Raw genomic sequence first — 19,810 nt, 5'->3', positions numbered from 1 at the left:
TATCGTGAAAACAAATGTATACAAAAAACGGTGGCTTTGGGTGTTGGTTATCGTGGTTATTGCACTTGCAGGTACTGTAATCGGTATGCTGCTTACGCAAACTGGGCTTGCAACCTTTACTTCCAATGCTTATGGAGTCTCTTTGAAGTATCCAACGGAATGGGTCGTCGATTCAGCAGATGATGAGAAGGGTCAGGGGGAGGATGGTTTTTTTCAATTATCCGCTATGTCTGGAGAGGGACAATCAATAGATGAAGTAGCTGAAATTATTGCCTCCCATCAGCTGAAGCCTTATGGCTCCAATCCGCAAATCACTGAACTGACATTAGTGAGGTTAAAAGAGGAAGAGAAGGCAAAGTTGATTATGCCTTCTGCTGACCAAGGGGAGGAATGGAATCATCAAGCGGCGCTTATAATTAAATATCCCGAAGCGGTGAAAATAGGAGATGATGTATACTATTATTTTATTTTGCAGGGCGATAAGGAACATGTGGAGGAGATAGGTCAGACCGTAAGATTTACAGGTAAACCGTAAAGTGCTTGTGCACGAAGGTAGTCTACGGGTTTATTTACAGGGATATCCAAGAAATATTCCGACTGCCATGTTTGCGTTTTTTGAGCTTGGCGACTCGTGGGATTGTCCCAAGGCGGGTAGACTCGAAAAGCTCTTTTTCCACCTTCACCTTTAGCAGATAGAATATCTTGTTCTCCTAGGACAGCTTTTGGAAAAATAAATTGGCCAAAGTGATTCCCATTTCGTGTACTTATAACGAAGAGATCAGCAGGATCTGAGATGTCATAGGGTTGGATGGGATGATCTCCAATTCGCTCCCATAGTGTCACAAATTGCCCGACTTTAGTGGGTGTGATTTAGCCACCCGGAATCTAATGGCCAGCGCATTTAAGGTAAAGATATATGCTCCGTATTCCGCATTTTGCGGTTCAAGAATTGGTTCGGAGCAATCAAACCTGCAAGGATTATATACTTCTTCCATGGTAGCAAGTAAGTCACTATGTAGGATAGAAGTAAACATGGCCATCGTTTATGAACGATTTTCTAAAATCATGAAAAAATATGACTAATAGAAAGGTATGAGAGGATGGATAACTATCAGGAGATCATAGCTTCGCTGAAGCAGCGCTTTCCGGAAGGGACAGTAACACACCGAAAAGATAAGAAGGGAGTTTATATCCCCAATCAGGTCTATACAGATCGAATTGAGACTGCAACAGGCAGTGAGTGGGATAAGGAGATTAAGTAGCTGGATATTAGTGTGCCACATCGCTATGTAAAGGCGATCGTACAGATCCGTATTGGACCCTATACTCGTGATGGCTACGGAGTATCGATTATGAATGGAGATCCTGCTGCCGAGCCCAAGTTAATACGTACAGCGGTCGATCAGGCAGTCAATGAAGCTTTCATCGACGCGATTGATACTTATGAGATGGGATGGAAGGATCTCGCCCCCTACAAGCTTGAGGACTGGGCAGGGAACCCAGCGCTTGCACATTTACAACAGAGTGGACCACCTGCAGGAGTGGAGGATGGAGCCGCTCCAATACAATCATTTGCGGTTTCAAACCATAAATGCCTGAAGTGTAAAGAGAATCTGACTAATGCCGAGTGGGAGTTGCTAGGACGGATACCGAACTTAAACCGCGAATCATTGGTATATTGCTTTGAGCATATACTGGCACATTTGAAACGCAAACTTCCCGAGCCAGTTTTGACTGACTTTGAAGAGAAGCGAAACAGTTAAAGGAGAACGATATAAAATCTTTTTTACTCATTTTAATAGCCTACTGTTTTCAGGGAGGGAATTGAAATGTCCAAAACGACGGTTATTACCATTGCCAATCAGAAAGGCGGTACAGGCAAAACGACCACTGCATACAATCTTGCTTACGCTTTATCTAGGTCTTGTCTGAAAACTATAGAATCCTATGGTATGATATGAGAAAAACGAATGGAGAAACAAGCATGATTCCAAGACGGTACGAAATAACCGATGAACAGTGGGAACAAATAAAGGACATGTTCCCCCTATCAAACAGGAAGACCGTCGAAATTAAGCAATCGTACGATGTTTAACGCCTTTCCTTGATTGCCCGAAGTGGTGCCGCATGGCGAGACTTGCCGGAAGAACGTTATGGTTCATGGAAAACGGCCTACAGTCGTTTCTGCAAATGGAGAGACTCCGGACTCCTTATCGCCATCTTCCAAGCCCTTCACATCGAACCCGATTTTAAAAACTTGAGCATCGATTCTACATCGGTCAAAGCCCACCGACACAGTGCCGGTGCAAAAAAAACGCAGATGGACACGAAGTAAACCAACACATCGGCGTCAGTCGTGGCGGCAAGACGACCAAACTTCATGCCATGGTCGATGGATTAGGCAACCCTCTAGCTTTTCTACTGACGGGTGGTCAAGTTATTCTTTTCCAGCGATTGAATTGCTTCAGGAGTTAGATATTATTGGAAGTCACATTCTTGGCGACAAAGCCTATGGCTCAGAAGCGATTCGGAACTGGATTACGACTGAACAGGCCACTTACACCATTCCGCCTAAAACGAATAGTCAACATCCATGGAAGGTCGATTGGTATCGGTAGAAAGAACTCCACTTGGTTCAATGCTTTTTCAATAAAATCAAACACTTTCGCCGTGTGGCCACTCGTTACGATAAGTTGACTAAGTCATTCCTCGCGTTTATATACATAGCTTCCATTTTTAAATTGACTCAATGATAGTTTTCAGATACGCCCTACACAGATGCTTCATTATTTTGTCAATGGTAGGGAGCGGGCCGTTCTGTTGTTGTTCTTTCTGAGTTCTTCCCGAGTTCTCTCCAACGTCCCAAAAAGCTTCATTTTGCCCAGATGCCGGGAACCCTTACGGGCTTGGAAAAGACCAGAAAGACCGCTAAAAACCTTGATTCTACAAGGATTTTTAGCGGTCTTTAAACTCCTCTTCTTGGACTTAATTTCTGCTATCTTCTCAATAGCAGTCGCGACTCAAAATCGAGTGGGAAACCGTGGAGGTTCGAGTCCTCTCGCCCTTTACTAAGAGCAGTTCAATAGATTAAAAATCTGGTGGACTATTTTTATTTTTATTACTTCATTCATTCGGTTTGCGGAAGTGACCTTAAAACTGAATTCCAAGTGAGCATAGATGTTGGCTGTGGTGGAATAGATACTGTGACCTAGCCATTCTTGTACTTCTTTCATGCTAACGCCAATTGCTATGGCACGAACCCTACTGGTCATAGCCTATAGCATGCTGAAAAACAAAGAAGCTTACTTAGAAGGCCGACTCCAAAAACTAAAATTCGTCCATTCGTCTAGTTCCCCTTATTTTCACAGAAAAACTGTCTGTAGGTCGCGGCAACTCCGACAAAACCGGTCTGCTCCAGTGAAATATTAAGGTTCGGTACTAATAGCGCTTCCATTGCTAATTCATCTTCAATGGAATGAAAAACAGGATGGCTGTCTACCAGCACCAAGTCTACAACCTCCAGTCCCTGCCTCCAACAAACGACCAGCTGTTTCAACCGCGATCAGTCCTCCCAAACATTAGCCGATTAGCTGAAATTGACGATGTCCGGTATCCAGAAGATGGGCCGCATAGTCGTCAGCCAGTCGTTCGATCAATCCGTCAATGTTCCTGGTCTCAATAGCGCTCTACATCCGCAATCGTAATGCCAACAACTGGTCCCAGCCCTTATTCATCCAGGTGTCGAAGCAGCAAATGGAAGCAGTTTATTGTTCCCAGACCTATACATGGAATACCACATGAAGCGGACCAGATTGCTTGCCGCCATAATAAGTGAACACTGCGTTGCCGCCAGTATTCAGTTGGGGCAGGACTTCGCTCAACGTTCCCCCCATCTCTGTTTCATGCTTCATAGAATCGCCCTTGAAACCGTCAGTTTGGCTAATTGTATTATTTTTTACGTATGAGGCAACAAAATCCTCTGCTACTGTTGGATCGTTCAACATTTGCCGCAGAAAGGCATCAAACGGAATGGACTGACCGTCACAAGCATAATTACTCAATCGCGTAGCTTCCCGTCAACCTGAGCCATGATTAATGAATCCGCACCATGTTAAGCGGAGGCCCCCTGCCTATTGATAATAAGGGACAGAATCAGCTAAATAGTCATGCCCTGTCTTGACGCCGGGCTGGAGCAGCCGTATGGTACAAGTGACAAGAACATACAAACATACAAACACATGCTCAAGAAGGGGGAACTATGAATAAATTCACAGCCTATGGCCGACAGATCCGGCGGCAGATCGTCAGCAGGTATTACCGGATATCCATCAAGCAGAGAATTCTGTTCTCGTTCATCGTGCTGATCACGCTGTCCATCAGTGCAATGGGCAGCTTCTCGTATTGGATTGCCGCGCAGGAGATCGAGGACAATGCCTACGCGGGCAGCCAGGAGACCGTAAGCAAGACGGCACAGCTGCTGGATTCCCGCCTGAATGATGTGGCGCTGTCCGTGCAGTCCCTGATGCTGAGCGATGCGTACCGCAAGATGATGCTCGATGTGTTCAGCCATGATGTGTCGAATTACTATGTGCATCTGTCGGATCTGCAATATGTGCTCTCCCAGGCAACGTTCAATCAGCCGATCATTGAGAATGTACTGATCGTTACCCCGATAGGCGATTTCTATTCCACTACGCAGACCCGGGCGCAGGACCATTCATTCTACGACTCGGAATTATATGGTCTGAGCAAGGGAAAGCCGGGCGGCTATTGGGCCAAAGGACATTATGACCGGTTATTCACGGGCAGCCAGCGGGTGGTCTCCTTCGTGGTCCGGGGAATTTATGAATACCCTTACACACCGATCAGCAATGTATTTATTGTGGTCAATATCAGGGAGAGCCGGATAAATGAGCTGCTGAATAAAGGGGGACAACAAGCGGGATGGGATTATTACCTGGTGAGCGGGGAAGGCGAGGCGGTGGTGGAGTCCCACTGGCCCTTCCAAGGCAGGTTCCCCTGGAAGCCGATGCTTGCCGGAGCCGGGACAGCAGCCGGTCCCAAGGATTACAACTACAGCTATGGCGGGAAGGAGTATCTGGTTAATTATACAGGCTCAGCGGCATCGCCGGACTGGATCATCTCCGGCATGCAGTCGAGGGACCAGCTGCTGGGCAAGCTGCAGCGGGTGCAGCGCATCACCCTCTATGTCATCGCATTCTTCCTGCTGGCCACCTGGCTGATCTCCAATCAGCTGACGTCTGTGCTGCTTAAGCCGCTGTTCAAGCTGCGGCGGCTGATGCGCAGAGTCGAGGAGAACCAGCTAAGCGTAGTTTATGAGAGCCGTTATGAGGATGAGGTTGCCCAGGTCGGCTATCAGTTCAACCGGATGATGTCGGAGATTAAGGTGCTGATTGCAGATGTGAAGGCCAAGGAGGAGGACAAGCGTCATGCAGAGATCCGCGCACTTACGGCGCAGATGGAGCCGCACTTTCTGTACAATACTCTGAATACCATTTATTGCAAATCGGTCATGGGCGAGAATGATGATGTGAATGAGATGATCCTGTCGTTGTCGCAGATGTTTCAGATCGGGCTCAGCGGCGGCAAGGATCTGATTCCCCTTGAGGATGAGCTGTCCCACATGCAGCAGTATTTCGCCCTTCAGCAGAAATGCTATGAAGGGTTGTTTGAATACACGGTGACTGTTGAGGACGAGGCCCTGCTGTCCTGCCTGCTGCCCAAGATTATCCTGCAGCCGGTGGTGGAGAACAGCATTCAGCACGGGTTCAGCGACCGGACCGCCGGTGGCCGGATCGACATCACGGTCAGCCGGGAGCAGGAACTGCTGCATATTTGCATTACCGACAACGGGCGGGGTCTTGATGCTGCACGGGTCAAGCAGGGGACGGTCAGGGCTCCGCAGTCGAGGAAAGGTTATGCCCTGTTCAACATCAGGCATCGGCTGGCGCTGTATTACGGGGCCGAAGCACGTATGGACGTTGGCGGCGAACCATGTAAGGGATCACGGACAGATCTGTGGATTCCGTTAGGGGAGGAGAGATGAAGGATGGACTGGGAGCTGGAGCAGGAAAGGTTCAAGTTATGTGTAATCGACGATATTAAAAGTGTGGTGGAGATGGTCTCGCGCAAGCCGCCGTGGCAGGAGCACGGTATTGAGGTCGTCGGTACGGCGCTTGACGGTGATGCGGGGCTGCAGATTATCCGCGAGACCCGGCCGGACATTGTGCTGACGGATATCCGAATGCCAAGAATGGACGGCCTGCAGATGACCCGGGCGATTCTGGAGGTGCTTCCGGACTGCAAGATTATTATCCTCAGCGCCTACTCGGAGTTCTCTTATGCCCAGGAAGCCATCCGACTAGGGGCGCTTGATTTCGTCAAGAAGCCCTTTTCGCTGGACGAGATTATGCAGGCTGTGCTGAAGGCCAGGGAGTTGTGCCGGGAGGAGCGTCAGGAGACCACCAGACTTGCTGTGATGGAGGCCAAAATCAGAGAAAGTCTGCCTATTCTCCGCCAGGAATATCTCATCTTCCTGCTGCACCACCAGACGACAGAATCGGATGCACGTTCCCGCTGGGCCTATCTCGATATCCCTCTGGACCAGCATGATTTCTTCGTGTTTGTCGCCGAAATCGATCATTTCACGGAGAAACTGAGCGGCCAGCCTGTGCAGGAGGTCGAGCTGCTGCGGTTCAGCCTGCACAATATTCTCGAAGAGACGATTTCCGCCTGGACCCGCGGCGTCATCATCCGGGAGGCGACAGACCGGTATGTCTGCATCATGAACGGCTCGGACCCGGATACGGCCGCGCTGGTTACGGAGGCCTGCTGCACGAATGTAAGCCGGTTCTCCCGGCATACGCTTTCCATTGGCGTGGGGCTGGGCGCAGCGGCGATTCAGGAGCTGAGCGCAGCGTACAGGCAGGCGATTAGCGCGCTGGGTTATCATTTCTACACCGGAGGCAACGGGGTCTATATTTACAGCAATATCGAGAATAAACCGCTCGCACTTCACAGCTACTCCGCCGCCGCCGAGCAGGAGCTGCTGTTCGCCCTGCGTTCTGGCAATTCTGCCAAAAGCCTGCAGATGCTCGATCAGCTATTCGCGGAGCTGCTGGACAGCGGGCTTTTGCCTGAGCCGCGTTATGTGGAAAGCGTCGGCTATGAGCTGGGCTACAGGATCTGCCGGGTCCTGCTGGAGCAGTTCCCCTACGGGCAGGTGGAGCCGCTGGAGCGCAGGATTGCCGTCATGAAGAACCAGGTGCATCCTTCCCTGCAGGATATCCGGGACCTGCTGTCCGGGCTGTGCCGGGAGGCCTGTGCGCTGGTTACAGAGACCCGTTCCCTGGAGTCCACGCGGATTATCCGCCAGGCCGCCGCTTATATCGATAGCCATCTGGATACGGGACTGTCGCTGGAGCAGGTAGCGAAGCAGATTAACCTCAGCCAGGGGTATTTCTCCAACCTGTTCAAGAAGGTGCAGGGGATTTCGTTTCAGCAGTATGTGATGCACGAGAAGATGGAGAAGGCCAAGGCGATGCTGATCAGCGGACGGCAGGTTCAGGAGATCGCCCAGGATCTTGGGTATGAGCACAGGCGCTATTTCAGCGAGGTGTTTAAGAAATATACCGGAATGACCCCGTCCGAGTTCAAACTGCATTATCTTGGAAAAGAATAAAAATGCGCAGGGGAGGCATGTCCGCAGGGCGGAGGTGGCCTCCCTTCACTGTATAAAGCTTCTGCAGAAATCTGCCCTTAAAGTGGGCTTACCCGCCTTATCCGGATGCGCCAATCCGTCTATAATCAGGTTGTAAGCGAATACAGCAGGGATATATAAGGGGGAACTACCAATGATGAAGCGTATGCTAATAACATCTCTGAGCCTGGTCCTGGCACTTGGCCTGACAGCCTGCGGCAACGGTAACGGCGGCAATGCTGCAGAAGGTAAGGGAGACGGGAAGACAGGCGGCTCGGGGGACAAGACCAAAATCAGCTACTGGACCGGCGACCGTCATGATGCGGATTTCGTGAAGGACAAGGTAGCCGAGTTCAACGCAACCAATACCGACGGGATTGAGGTGGAACTGGTCGTCAAGGGCGACGACTTCGATACCGCACTCGATCTGTCCTTCCAGACCTCCGATGCGCCGGATGTAATCCGGGTGAAGGAGAATACCATCCAGACCTTCTACAAAAAAGGCTTTCTCGCTCCCATTGACGAGTTCCTCACCGATGAGCTGAAGACGAAATTCCCGGCCATGCCGGATCTGAATGAATTCGACGGCAAGCGTTACAGTCTGCCGAATTATGGAACAACCATGCGTCTTGTATACAACAAGGATCTGTTCGCCAAAGCAGGCGTTGAGCATCCGCCGGCTACCCTGCAGGAGCTGGTGGAAACCGCCAAAAAATTGACAGAAGCCGGTAAAGCGGATGGCGCTTACGGCTTCGCCCAGAACTTCAAAAGCCCCGGAAGCGCGTTCGGGCGTTCGGCGCGGGTGATTGCGGAGATGAGCGGCTACGGCGGCTTCGGGTATGATTTCAAGACGGCCCGCTACGATTTCAGCGGCTTCGAGCCGATCATCAATGCCTTTAAGCAGATCCGGGACAACGGCAGCATGCTGCCGGGTGTGGAATCACTGGATATTGATCCGCTGCGGTCGCAGTTTGCAGAGGGCAAAATCGGAATGTATATGTCCTACTCCTCGGAGCCGGGCGTCTACAAGAATCAGTTCCCGGCCAAGATTGACTGGGCAGCCGCTCCGGTTCCGACCATCGACGGCACCGTGAAGGGGGCTTCGGGCTTCCTCGGGGGCCAGTGGCTGGCGCTGAGCTCGAAGTCGGAGCACAAAGGAGCAGCTTGGAAGTTCATGGAGTTCATGTACGGCGATCAGGTGCTGACGGATTATCAGGAAAAAGGCTTTGGCATCTCCATGGTTCCATCCGTCAGCGCAGTAGCCAAGACACCGGATGTGAACGGCATTGAAGGCTTCCTGCCGAACAAGCACGATGGAGTGTGGCCGGTCTATCCGTCTGTAGCACCGGAAGGGATGAAATCGGATGACGCCTTCTTCAAGTATATGCTGAACGGCGGCGATCTGAAGGCGATTATCGCCGATCTGAACAAACGCTATAACACTGCACTGGACAGCGTGATTGCGAATGATGGCGTGAAGGCCGAGCCGGATGCCGGCTTTGACCCCGCCGCACTGGGCGGCAAGTTCGCCAAGTAGACAGAAGGTTAGGGATAGAGATATAGGCCAAAGCAGAGGGATGGGGAAGCAGCTTTCCTCTCCCTCTGCTCTGGCCGCAAGGGAGAGGAGCCGGAAGAAACCAGATGAACAAAACAAAACAAGCCTTATTTTCATACAGCTTTATCTTTCCAAGTGCCTTGCTCACGTTGGTCCTCGGGATTTATCCGATTGCCTGGGCGTTCCGCTATATGTTCTATGATTACAAAGGGTTCGGAACGGCCCGGTTTACCGGGCTGGCCAATTTCAGACGCATCCTGAAGGATACCCAGTTCTGGGAGTCGGTGGTGAACACGTTTGTCTATGCAGGCGGCAAGTTGCTGATCACCATTCCGCTGGCTCTGCTGCTGGCCGCCATATTGAATCGAGGGCTGCGGGGCAGACAGCTGCTGCGGGGGATTTTCTTCATGCCGACCGTCATCAGTACTGCCGTAATGGCCGTAGTCTTCTTCACGATCTTTAACTCGTATAACGGGATTCTCAACCAGTTTCTGATCCGTTCGGGCCTTTCCGATTCCGGTGTGGACTGGCTGGGGCCGAAATATGCCATGCTCACCGTCATTCTGGTTGCAGCCTGGGGGGCGGTCGGCAATTACATGCTGCTCTTCCTCGCCGGTCTGCAGAATATCCCGGAGGATGTTTATGAGGCCTCTTCCCTGGACGGAGCAGGCAGAATCCAGCAGTTCCGCTATGTCACCCTGCCAATGCTCGGGCCTGTCATGCAGATGGTCATTATGCTGGCGATCATTACAGCTTTGAAGGGCTACGAGAGCATTATGGTGCTGACCGAAGGCGGCCCCGTAGGCAAGACAGAGGTGATGTTCCTGTATTTGTACAAATTATTTTTCCCTGTCGGCGGAGGCAGCGCGGCGGTCCAGGTCCAAGAGTTCGGATACGGCAGTGCGGTCGCCTTCGTGTCTGCGGTCATCGTCGGGATCATATCGCTCATTTATTTCTACGCATCCAGACGTATGAATCAGACCGATTGAGGAGAGAGGATATTATGAGACTAAGAACCATACTGGGCAATATCATCCTGTGGATTTTTTTGCTGGCATTTGCTTTTATCACCTTGATTCCGGTCGTTATCACCATTCTCGGCTCCTTCAAGACAAATGCCGAACTGACTGCGGGAGCCACCTTCCTGCCGGATAGCTGGCACTTCTCGAACTATGCCGAAGCCTGGGCGCAGGCGAATTTCTCCAGATATACGCTGAACAGCCTGATTGTCTCTCTGGCGGCGGTGGTTGGCACGCTGCTGGTATCATCCATGGCGGCTTATGTGGTGGACCGGATGGATTTTGCAGGCAAGAAATTGTATATCGGCCTGCAATCCTTCACTATGTTCGTGGCAGTAGGGGCGGTCGTGCTGCGTCCGCAGTTTGATCTGATGGTCAAGCTTCATCTGCACAGCAGCCTGTGGGGGGTCATATTGATTCTGATCTCCGCCCATGCTTCGATCTTCTTCATTCTGTCCAGCTTCATGAAGGGGATTCCCCGTGAGCTGGATGAGGCGGCGCTGATGGACGGCAGCTCCCCTGGCCGCACCTTCTGGCGAATTATTCTGCCACTGCTCGGACCCGGACTCGGCGTAGGTGCGCTGTTCACCTTCCGCGGCGCGTGGAATGAATATTTGCTGCCGCTCGTGTTCACGATGACGAAGCCGGAGCTGCAGACGCTGACTGTCGGGCTGGCGAACCTGAAATACGGGATTTCAGCCGCTTCCCAGACCCACTATATGATGGCGGGCGCCTGCTTGTCCATTCTGCCGATTCTCGTGGCCTATCTGTTCGCCAACAAATCCTTCATGCAGATGACGGCCGGTTCCCTCAAAGGGTAGCGGTCCGGCCCTGCGCAACCCATAATCCATCTTTAACATTCAAGGAGGTACACCCCATGACTCAACACGTTCCGGCGATTCTGCAATCTGCCCCGTTCATCCGGCGGTATCCGGGCAATCCGGTGCTGGCTGCAGCGAAGATTCCTTACCCCACCGCACTGGTATTCAATGCCGGTGTAACGAAATTTAACGGCAAATATGTGATGATCTTCCGCAATGATTACGGCTCACTGGCCGATCAGACGCTTGAGCCGCACCACACCACGGATCTCGGCATTGCTTACAGTAACGACGGGCTGAGCTGGACCGCAGGCCCGAAGCCAGTGTTCAAAATGCATGACGAGGAAATTATCCGCGCCTACGACCCGCGCCTGACCGTGATCGGCGGCCGTTGTTATATGTGTTTTGCCGTGGATACGCACCATGGCATCCGCGGCGGAATTGCCGTTACCGATGATCTGGAACACTTCGAGGTGCTCAGCCTGTCTACACCGGACCTGCGCAATATGGTACTGTTTCCCGAGTTGATCGGCGGCAAGTATGTCCGGCTGGAGCGTCCCTTCACGGTATACAGCCGCGGCGGCAGGGACCGCTTCGATGCCTGGATCTCCGAGTCGCCGGACCTGAAGCATTGGGGCAACTCCAGCCTACTGCTCGCCGTCGAGCAGGTGCCGTTTGCCAATGACAAGGTCGGTCCGGCCGCACCTCCGGTCCGGACGGATAAGGGCTGGCTGACCACCTTCCATGCGGTGGATGTGGACCCGGCCAGAGGCAAGCATGGTTGGGAGGACACCTGGAAGAAGCGCTATACCGCCGGAATTATGCTGCTGGATCTGGAGGACCCCCGCAAGGTGATCGGCATGAGCAGGCAGCCGCTGCTGGCACCGGAGACAGACTATGAGATTGGCGGGGGCTTCCGCAATCATGTGATTTTTCCGGGAGGGATGATTCTGGAGGATAACGGCGAGGTCAAGATCTATTATGGCTCTGCGGATACGGTAGAATGTCTGGCAACGGCCCATGTGGACGATCTGCTCCGACTCTGTCTGGAGCCGGAGCATAGATAAGATTGGAAGCAGGCTGAGGGCGGAAATGCGGAGTAACAGTGGGGCCATGTGCCATGATTGGAGCGGCTTGCGCGGAGTTTGTGCATGAAGTGCAACAATGCTAAATCAACAACAGCGACCGTGGGGAGATTATCCATAAAATGCAACAATACAGCTCAGTAGTAGCGACCAACGCAGGAAATCCTGCACAAGTGCAACAAAACCGGGACCGTATTTTAAAAGGAAACTTTGCTGATGCAGAAAAGGTTAGTATTACTCTGCCACTTCCGAAGCTGAACAGGAATATGTCGATTTTATGAAAAGAGTAATAGAGCATCACTGGTGAAATCGTTATTCACTGATGACAGAGTATTTCCTAAAAATATGAAAGAGGTGTTTATTTATGCTGAAAAAGTTAAAATTATTAAGCTTAATTGTTTGTATGCTCGCCAGTCTTTTAGCTGTCGTTCCTTTGACAGCAAGAGCGGCGGATACAATTGTAAGCTATCCATTACCGTCGATCTATACCACGACCAGTCAATACACGGTAACAGCAGACTCTACAAATATACCGGTAATCGACACTTCGGCGATATTTGTAAACTATAATTATTGTAATTTCTCTTTTTCAGGTACTACTACAATCACAATAACAGCAAGCGAGACAATCAATACCTATAATATTTCTCCCAAAGCTTTGGGAATTACTGCAACAAAGAGCGGAAATACACTTACATTTACACTTTCATCACCAACATATCTTATAGTTAAAATCAATAATCTGAAAGATCTGGTTATTGCGGCAGATGCTCTTGAAACCAATGTTCCGGCTTCATCCGGTACAGGTATATACAATGTTAAAGCTCAATACGGTGCCGACAGTACCGGTGCCGCTATGGCTACAACTGCAATACAAAACGCCATAAATGCGGCTAACGCAGCAGGTGGCGGTATAGTATACGTTCCAGCCGGTGTTTATAAGTGCGGAAACCTTGTTTTAAAAAGCAATGTTTCGGTTTATCTGGAGGGTGGTTCTGTTATAAGGGGTTCAGGAAATCCGAGCGATTACACTACCCATTTTCATAAGAATTCTCTGGGTAAGGATGGAACATGGTTTATTTACACCGAAACAAATGCAAACAATATTAAGATATACGGCAGGGGGACTATTGACGGCAATGGCCATTATATGAGAAATACAAAGAATTATTTGAACAATATTCTTGTACCCTTGCAGTGCAGCAACTTCACGGTTGACGGCATAACAATAAGAGACAGCGGGGGCTGGGCTACCATAGTTACAAGATCCAATAACGTCACATTCCAGAATACAAAGCATTTCAACAACAATGAACTTGATTATGAAAATGATGCAATAGACATTCAAGAGAGCCAGAATGTACTAATAAAGCACACGGTAGCAGTATCGGAGGATGACACATACTCATTTAAGACATGGGATGTAGCAACTACGGATATAGCTGCAAACTGGCCGGGAAGTCCTGAAAACCAGTCAAATGTAGTTGTGGATGATGCTTTGGCTTGGAGCAGATGTGGAGCATTTAAGGTTGGAGATGGAGTTAAACAGCTTCAGGATGGCATTGTTGTTAAAAACTCTTATGTATACAGGTGCTGGCGCGCTTTAGCGGTAGGTCATCTTTATGGGACTACACCAGCACAAAACATCATATTTGACAATATAGATGTAGAAGGCTTCTGGCCAAGATCCGGTGTTCACTCCAGATGGTTTGATCTTTCTGCAAAAAGCGGACCGATAAAAAATGTGGTCTATAATAATATCAATTTACGCGCTTTAGGTGAAATTTCAGTAATGAAGGGTTGGAGTGATACATTTACTGTCTCCGGAGTTACATTAAACAATGTTCGCGTCGGTGGAGTTGCGGCAACTACATTGACAGAATTGAAAATAACAGATACTAACAGCTATGCTGAAGCTCCAAAATTCAACACATTGAAATTTGAAGCGGAAGGCTATAACCTTAGTTCAGGTGTTATTTCCTATGAGGCAAGCACTGATGGTGGGCTGGATGTTGGTGGAGGGAGTAATGGCGACTATATAGCATTTAAAAATGTAGATTTTGGTAGTACAGCTAAAACAAGTATTGATTTGAAGGTCGCATCCGCTAATTCCGGCGGAAGAATAGAATTCCACTTGGACAGCCCTACAGGCACTATGCTGGGTTATTGGACGGCAGAAAGCACAGGCGGATGGCAGACATGGTCAGTCAAGAATATCTCGCTTAATGCCGGGACAGCTGTAGGAACCCATACAGTATATGTTACTTTTGTTAAGTCAGATTCAACCACAGTTGCAAATTTAACTTGGTTCCAGTTCAAATAGAATGGAAACGGTTTGATTTAATTGCAATAAGATGGATAAAGGGGTATATCAAATGATATGCCTCTACATTCAGCTAAAGTTTTTTTCTACGACTGACCAACTAACACAAAAAAACAGCAAGTCTCCTAAGTGAAGTGAAATAGGGACTTGCTGTTTGAGGTTTCAATTAATTCTTAAAGCTATGAATTGGAGCTGGGATTCGTCCGCCACGATTAACGAAGTTCGCGCAGTTGAAGCCGTTTACTGCTATAACTGGTGCATATCCGAGCAGGCTGCCAAATTCGACCAAAGGTCATAGATTCCAGCTTCTCTAGTGTAAGGGTACCCCGCTGAGCCGCTTTAATCATGCCGTGATCTTCATGGAACGGAATAAAGGCTCTACTATTAAGCCCACCTACATAGGAGGAGGCCATTACGCCACTTTTTTTAATATTGTCATTTAGGGCGTGTCTGAAAACTATCATTGAGTCAATTTAAAAATGGAAGCTATGTATATAAACGCGAGGAATGACTTAGTCAACTTATCGTAACGAGTGGCCACACGGCGAAAGTGTTTGATTTTATTGAAAAAGCATTCAACCAAGTGGAGTTCTTTCTACCGATACCAATCGACCTTCCATGGATGTTGACTATTCGTTTTAGGTGGAATGGTGTAAGTGGCCTGTTTAGTCGTAATCCAGTTCCGAATCGCTTCTGAGCCATAGGCTTTGTCGCCAAGAATGTGACTTCCAATAATATCTAACTCCTGAAGCAATTCAATCGCTGGAAAAGAATAACTTGACCACCCGTCAGTAGAAAAGCTAGAGGGTTGCCTAATCCATCGTGGAAGATATTAGTGATCGGGATTTTGATCCTATTAGCAAACCCGAGAGTTATCTCGAATTTTATTTTGGGAAACCTGGAAGTGGAGGGAACAAGAGGACATTACATTGAATACTTTTACGAATCAGATGCTTCCAAAATTTTAGATGAATAAATAAGTATGAGAGTGATAGCATAGATTTTATTTATCAAGCTTCCTACAAAGGCATTTACAATATATTATTTATTGAACGGGCTTTCGGGGCTCAAGGGCATTTGTCTAAGTTAGTAAATGGATATATCCCACGAGCCCCCCAAATAATGATTACGAAAAAGGTTGGCGAATCTTTAGAAAATTCACAGCATTTAATCTGCGAAGCCGGCACCGGGACTGGTAAATCACTTGGATATTTAACTCCTGCAGCTCGATGGGCTGTCGTTAATAAGAAAACAGTTATTGTCTGTACGCATACGATCCCTTTAATGAATCAAATCGTTAATGTGGAGCTGCCAAGAGTAGTTAACATTCTTAAGATGGAGAAGTTATCACTTAAGTTCCAACATGTCAAAGAAAAAGATCATTATATTTGTAATACAAAATTAGAAGCTCTCTGGCAAGAAAAGTTACGCAGTAATGATTCTAAAGCTAAACTTGTACGTGAAATTTCAAAGATGGTGAAACAAGAACGGGTTGGGGATCGTGCGGCTCTAGGATTCGATGTTGAAGACAATGTGTGAAAAAAGATTAGTGCTTCCAATTGTCCAGCCAATACTAAACCAAGCAACTGCATGTTAGAAGACCTGAAAGGAAAGATGTATACCTCCCATATAATTGTCACAAATTTCGCTTACTTCTTTAATGATCTAAAAATGAGAATGAAGACGGGGAATGGTACTCTTCCAGCATATGATGCCGTCATTTTTGACGAAGCACATGAAATAGAGGGTGTATGCTGCAATGTCTTCGAAAAGAAAGTAGATATCAACCGTTTTGAAATTTTATTTGAAGCAATCTTCAAACGAAGTGCATTTTCGGAACTCGATCATGGAAATCAAATCGAGCTTGCTCAGCTTCGTCAAACTTTTCACCAGCAAATTGATGAAGTGTACGCTCAAGTAGGAAAGAAGATGAGAGATGATCAAGGAGGATTACTTGCCTTCAAGCTTATGACAACCAAGATTGAAATTTCGGAGGTTTGTGCTACTCTAAGCCAAGCGCAGCAGTTTCTTTGATTATATGTTCCCTAAAATGATGGTAAAGCTTCAGCAAGGATTGGGCGTTTAAATCGATCCATGAAGTGCCAAGGCGCTTTTATCATTCTAGATAACAGAATCTTAACCAAGAGATATGGGGGAAGAGTCATTCGTAGTCTCCCAAAGTGTCAATATTCAAGAAAATTAGAGGATATCATTCACATACTACCTTGCTAAAGAAAGGTTATTGATTCTTATGATGGGAAGAGCTCACTTAGCCATAAGTACCGGAGTTACTATTTCGATCTTAGGGTTAGCCGATTATAAAATAACAGTACCCGTAGTCGCTGTAATTGTGGTTAGTTCTCTTCATCCAGATATCGATGAACCTAATTCACTTTTAGTATCAAGAGAACTCCCAACATCCTTGCTTCGTCTTCTGCAGGGCGTACTTGTCACACTTGCTGCATTCTAAACAGTATTTTCTTTGTCCTGACTGTAGTTGTGAATACGGTTTGAATTCAAGCAAAGAATTAATAGAGAGAACTTATTTCATTAGGGCTTTTGAGATTCTTTCAAATAGAAATATGGATAATTTAACCTGGCCAGAAAAAGAAAAAATATTTGGATTAAAGCGAAATAGTATTCTGAGAATTATTGCTAATGAATTTATTACTGTGATGTTAACAGCGATCTCTTCAATTCAAACAGAAAATGACTTCGCTGACATGGTCTTTGAGTGTGCTCGTGAAATGGTAGAACAAAATATTATTTATCGTGAAGCAATGTTTGATTACACAGCTTGCTATGGACGTAGAGGAATTCCACTAAAAACTGTTATGAATGGCTTTGCTAAAGGCTTAAAATTAGCAAAACAAAAGTTTAATAATATTGATATATGTTTCATTGCAAACCTCGATAGAACAGCTCAAGTTAAGGATAACTGTAAATATATTCAAGAGTTAGTGAAGTACAGAGATATGATTTCATTGATTGCTGTGGGAATGGATATGCAAGAACTTGGACATCCGGCTCATCGGCAAGCTGAGGCTTTTGCTGTTGCAAAAGAAAATGGATTCTTTATTACGGGTCATGTTGGTGAAGAAGTTGGTCCAGAAGGTATTTGGGATGCCATCCAATCGATACCATTTGATAGAATAGATCATGGTGTTCGTGCTGTAGAGGACGAAAAGTTATTAGAATGGTTGGCAGATAAAAAAATATTACTTACTCTATGTCCAGCTTCTAATATAAGCTTAGAAGTATATCCGTCGTGGGATAAATATCCAATCAAAAAATTAATAGACAACGAAGTGAAAGTATGCATTAATTCTGACGACCCACCTTGTTTTCACTATGATCTAACAGGAAATATTATTAAAATTGCAGAAACCTTTGATTTTTCTAAGGCACAAATTATTGAATTAATACGTAATTCATTCATTTTTAACTATTATTGCGGTTTGTTTGTCTTACGGTCGATACAACAAGTCGAGACCAAGTAATTGTACCCATTACCGTTCTGGGTGACAACCGAGACTTTTGTTTATGATCCCAATATGTCTACAATGGATAAGCTGCAACGTTTGATTGGGTATGGTGGATTTATTCCTATCCTTGGGGCGGGTCCTGATGGACTCAACTCCATTTTATATCTTGTTCGTGGACAGAAACTTATTCTTGTAGCACGGATATTCAGGCAAATCTATAAATTCAACCCGTGTAATTGCTTCTCACCTGGCACACTGGTAAATAACCAAGAAGGTGCCAAGCCGATTGAACAGGTTCAAGTTGGTGATATGGTCTGGTCCAATAATCCAGATACTGGAATATCCATATAGGTGAAGAGATACTAACGACCACTGATTTGCATCCCTTCTGGATGATAGGCAAAGGATGGGTGTTGGATTAAACTATAATCAGGTCGCACTTACGAATGAAGGAGTTAAAGCTTTGCATGAAATAAGAAAAGATTTAATAGAAGGAAAGATAGCACTTGGAAGAGTGAAATAATACTGTTGGAGGTACACATGAAAATATGGCAGTGGGGGTTTGAAGCGGATAAATACGAGACTGTTTCTTTCCCGAACCCACTCTAAAAAGCTTATCTTCTTATCATTCATCTGTTATTCTCCCATTTGAGTTCGTAATGTTCACTATCTTAATGCAAGTGAACCGAGTTCACAAGTCTAGGAATAATAGAGAAATTGGGCTTATGCTAAACTAGGGATCTTCAGAAGTAGTTATGGCGGAAACCTATTCGGGGGGGTGTTTGTTTTACTTACTGACGTATTGTCATTTGTTGGATTTTTTTATTAATATGGTTTTCCAAAGAAAAATAGTTTGTGATTTTTGGGGGAGTAGAAATTTTGGATATGATGAACATACTGGTTGAAGAACGCCATTGTCCTTTATGTAAAGAATTGAATCGTTGTGGCGCTGAAAGCGGTGAATGTTGGTGTTTCCATACAGAAATTCCACTCGAATTGCAGGAACAGATCCCGGAAGAACTGAGAGGGAAAGCTTGTATCTGCCAAAAATGCGTAGAAGCATTTAATAAACATTAACCGGGATATTAATTAACTCTCGACGAAAACCGTAATTTCATTGTATATAATTAAAGTGTAATCTAAAAAAATAATGGAGGCGCAGATGAGGAAGCCAATAATTGCAGTAGATATGGATGATACAATTTGCCATCTAGTGAAGCGAGCCATATACCATAATAATAATGATTTTCCCACGCATCTGCTACGGTATGAGGAAATGCTTGATTGGAATACGGATCATTTACGTCATCCGGATTGTACACAAGAGATTTTCTATGGGCGGCCCGGTCTGTATGAAGAGCTTGAACTGTTTGACGAACATGTCGTAGGAGAAATGGAGAAGTTGCATTACGCTTATGATGTAATTATTGTTACGGCAGCCCAACCCCAGTCGGTGGTGGAAAAATGGAACTGGTTGCAGAAGCATATGCCGTTTATTCCGATTGAAAATTTCTTTACCTGTAAGCGAAAAAATCTTATTAACTACGATCTATTGATCGATGACGGGGTGCATAACCTGGTTCCGGCATTGCAGGGGGGAAGAAAAGTGCTTTGTATTCCGCATCCATGGAATTTGCGGGCCCGTGAACAATATGCTTTTCCATTATTGACCTCATGGGAAGGTGCAAAAGAGAAGATAGATCAGATGTTAGGACGTCCAAAGAGCGAATGAGACTGTTTTTTATAGATGATGTACAGAAAAATATCCTCCACCAAAAAATGAAGGTATCCCATTAGCCAGT

The 19,810-nt window shown here is 47.0% G+C and carries 23 protein-coding genes and 2 pseudogenes; 20 read left to right on the top strand and 5 right to left on the bottom strand.

The window, feature by feature from the left end:
• The first annotated feature begins 4 nt into the window (after nucleotides 1–4).
• On the top strand, nucleotides 5–535 hold the full coding sequence (locus MKX34_RS20830) for a hypothetical protein (RefSeq protein ID WP_076296796.1): 531 nt from the start codon (nucleotides 5–7) through the stop codon (nucleotides 533–535).
• On the opposite strand, the gene MKX34_RS20825 is transcribed toward MKX34_RS20830, so the two are convergent.
• Nucleotides 505–843: a MepB family protein gene (locus tag MKX34_RS20825; protein WP_339203311.1), complete on the bottom strand. Its 339-nt coding sequence runs from the start codon at nucleotides 841–843 to the stop codon at nucleotides 505–507. The genes MKX34_RS20830 and MKX34_RS20825 overlap by 31 nt on opposite strands.
• A gap of 257 nt (nucleotides 844–1,100) precedes the next feature.
• Here MKX34_RS20825 and MKX34_RS20820 point away from each other — a divergent pair, with 257 nt between their 5' ends.
• The 4 genes and pseudogenes from MKX34_RS20820 to MKX34_RS20805 all read left to right on the top strand — a co-directional run bounded on the left by MKX34_RS20820 (nucleotide 1,101) and on the right by MKX34_RS20805 (nucleotide 2,753).
• Complete coding sequence (locus MKX34_RS20820) at nucleotides 1,101–1,262, top strand: hypothetical protein (RefSeq protein ID WP_155288153.1); 162 nt, start codon at nucleotides 1,101–1,103, stop codon at nucleotides 1,260–1,262.
• Between the two features lie 12 nt (nucleotides 1,263–1,274).
• The gene (locus MKX34_RS20815) at nucleotides 1,275–1,763 is read left to right on the top strand and encodes a hypothetical protein (protein ID WP_141240335.1); all 489 of its coding nucleotides are present in this window, start codon (nucleotides 1,275–1,277) and stop codon (nucleotides 1,761–1,763) included.
• Nucleotides 1,764–1,829: 66 nt separating this feature from the next.
• Complete coding sequence (locus MKX34_RS20810; protein WP_081382544.1) at nucleotides 1,830–1,961, top strand: ParA family protein; 132 nt, start codon at nucleotides 1,830–1,832, stop codon at nucleotides 1,959–1,961.
• A gap of 23 nt (nucleotides 1,962–1,984) precedes the next feature.
• Nucleotides 1,985–2,753, top strand: a pseudogene (locus MKX34_RS20805) (IS5 family transposase).
• Nucleotides 2,754–3,346: 593 nt separating this feature from the next.
• On the opposite strand, the gene MKX34_RS20800 reads toward MKX34_RS20805, so the two are convergent.
• Both MKX34_RS20800 and MKX34_RS20795 read right to left on the bottom strand, forming a co-directional pair.
• Nucleotides 3,347–3,556 (bottom strand): hypothetical protein, encoded by a 210-nt coding sequence (locus tag MKX34_RS20800; protein WP_076100160.1) that lies wholly within the window; start codon nucleotides 3,554–3,556, stop codon nucleotides 3,347–3,349.
• A gap of 223 nt (nucleotides 3,557–3,779) precedes the next feature.
• A complete protein-coding gene (locus MKX34_RS20795) occupies nucleotides 3,780–4,061 on the bottom strand; it encodes a hypothetical protein (RefSeq protein WP_076100162.1) in 282 nt (93 codons plus the stop codon).
• A 197-nt stretch (nucleotides 4,062–4,258) separates the two neighbouring features.
• Here MKX34_RS20795 and MKX34_RS20790 point away from each other — a divergent pair, with 197 nt between their 5' ends.
• From MKX34_RS20790 to MKX34_RS20755, 8 genes are all read left to right on the top strand, one after another.
• The gene (locus MKX34_RS20790; protein ID WP_076296795.1) at nucleotides 4,259–6,067 is read left to right on the top strand and encodes a sensor histidine kinase; all 1,809 of its coding nucleotides are present in this window, start codon (nucleotides 4,259–4,261) and stop codon (nucleotides 6,065–6,067) included.
• A 3-nt stretch (nucleotides 6,068–6,070) separates the two neighbouring features.
• Nucleotides 6,071–7,702, top strand: coding sequence for a response regulator (locus tag MKX34_RS20785; RefSeq protein ID WP_038572292.1), 1,632 nt, complete (start codon nucleotides 6,071–6,073; stop codon nucleotides 7,700–7,702).
• Nucleotides 7,703–7,874: 172 nt separating this feature from the next.
• A complete protein-coding gene (locus tag MKX34_RS20780; RefSeq protein WP_038572290.1) occupies nucleotides 7,875–9,257 on the top strand; it encodes a sugar ABC transporter substrate-binding protein in 1,383 nt (460 codons plus the stop codon).
• A 104-nt stretch (nucleotides 9,258–9,361) separates the two neighbouring features.
• Complete coding sequence (locus MKX34_RS20775; RefSeq protein ID WP_076105253.1) at nucleotides 9,362–10,264, top strand: sugar ABC transporter permease; 903 nt, start codon at nucleotides 9,362–9,364, stop codon at nucleotides 10,262–10,264.
• A 14-nt stretch (nucleotides 10,265–10,278) separates the two neighbouring features.
• The gene (locus tag MKX34_RS20770; RefSeq protein WP_038572285.1) at nucleotides 10,279–11,115 is read left to right on the top strand and encodes a carbohydrate ABC transporter permease; all 837 of its coding nucleotides are present in this window, start codon (nucleotides 10,279–10,281) and stop codon (nucleotides 11,113–11,115) included.
• Nucleotides 11,116–11,171: 56 nt separating this feature from the next.
• Nucleotides 11,172–12,182 (top strand): glycoside hydrolase family 130 protein, encoded by a 1,011-nt coding sequence (locus MKX34_RS20765; RefSeq protein WP_076100167.1) that lies wholly within the window; start codon nucleotides 11,172–11,174, stop codon nucleotides 12,180–12,182.
• A gap of 140 nt (nucleotides 12,183–12,322) precedes the next feature.
• Nucleotides 12,323–12,481: a hypothetical protein gene (locus tag MKX34_RS20760; protein ID WP_178420331.1), complete on the top strand. Its 159-nt coding sequence runs from the start codon at nucleotides 12,323–12,325 to the stop codon at nucleotides 12,479–12,481.
• 83 nt (nucleotides 12,482–12,564) lie between these two features.
• Nucleotides 12,565–14,523, top strand: a complete 1,959-nt coding sequence (locus MKX34_RS20755) for a carbohydrate-binding protein (RefSeq protein ID WP_076296794.1) — start codon at nucleotides 12,565–12,567, stop codon at nucleotides 14,521–14,523.
• A gap of 166 nt (nucleotides 14,524–14,689) precedes the next feature.
• Here MKX34_RS20755 and MKX34_RS20750 read toward each other — a convergent pair.
• Nucleotides 14,690–14,966: pseudogene (locus MKX34_RS20750) on the bottom strand (DUF711 family protein); the annotation flags it as partial.
• A 152-nt stretch (nucleotides 14,967–15,118) separates the two neighbouring features.
• The gene (locus MKX34_RS20745; RefSeq protein WP_162636765.1) at nucleotides 15,119–15,277 is read right to left on the bottom strand and encodes a transposase; all 159 of its coding nucleotides are present in this window, start codon (nucleotides 15,275–15,277) and stop codon (nucleotides 15,119–15,121) included.
• Between the two features lie 368 nt (nucleotides 15,278–15,645).
• Between MKX34_RS20745 and MKX34_RS20740 the strand changes: the two genes are divergently transcribed.
• The 7 genes from MKX34_RS20740 to MKX34_RS20710 all read left to right on the top strand — a co-directional run bounded on the left by MKX34_RS20740 (nucleotide 15,646) and on the right by MKX34_RS20710 (nucleotide 19,740).
• Entirely contained in the window at nucleotides 15,646–16,062 is a 417-nt protein-coding gene (locus MKX34_RS20740) for a DEAD/DEAH box helicase (protein WP_076297681.1), read from the top strand.
• A gap of 51 nt (nucleotides 16,063–16,113) precedes the next feature.
• Nucleotides 16,114–16,557 (top strand): hypothetical protein, encoded by a 444-nt coding sequence (locus MKX34_RS20735; protein ID WP_179089345.1) that lies wholly within the window; start codon nucleotides 16,114–16,116, stop codon nucleotides 16,555–16,557.
• Nucleotides 16,558–16,774: 217 nt separating this feature from the next.
• Nucleotides 16,775–16,993 carry a hypothetical protein gene (locus MKX34_RS20730; RefSeq protein ID WP_143763802.1) on the top strand — a complete coding sequence of 73 codons (219 nt, stop codon included), beginning with the start codon at nucleotides 16,775–16,777 and terminating at the stop codon, nucleotides 16,991–16,993.
• A 40-nt stretch (nucleotides 16,994–17,033) separates the two neighbouring features.
• Complete coding sequence (locus MKX34_RS20725; RefSeq protein WP_143763801.1) at nucleotides 17,034–18,023, top strand: adenosine deaminase family protein; 990 nt, start codon at nucleotides 17,034–17,036, stop codon at nucleotides 18,021–18,023.
• Between the two features lie 54 nt (nucleotides 18,024–18,077).
• A complete protein-coding gene (locus MKX34_RS20720; RefSeq protein ID WP_339203297.1) occupies nucleotides 18,078–18,359 on the top strand; it encodes a hypothetical protein in 282 nt (93 codons plus the stop codon).
• A 534-nt stretch (nucleotides 18,360–18,893) separates the two neighbouring features.
• Entirely contained in the window at nucleotides 18,894–19,085 is a 192-nt protein-coding gene (locus MKX34_RS20715; protein ID WP_076297685.1) for a cysteine-rich CWC family protein, read from the top strand.
• A gap of 85 nt (nucleotides 19,086–19,170) precedes the next feature.
• A complete protein-coding gene (locus MKX34_RS20710; RefSeq protein ID WP_076297677.1) occupies nucleotides 19,171–19,740 on the top strand; it encodes a hypothetical protein in 570 nt (189 codons plus the stop codon).
• Nucleotides 19,741–19,810: the final 70 nt, after the last annotated feature.

The sequence above is a fragment of the Paenibacillus sp. FSL R5-0636 genome (assembly GCF_037974255.1).
GTDB classification, from domain to species: domain Bacteria; phylum Bacillota; class Bacilli; order Paenibacillales; family Paenibacillaceae; genus Paenibacillus_AQ; species Paenibacillus_AQ odorifer.
This window is presented reverse-complemented; position numbering and strand designations above follow the sequence as displayed.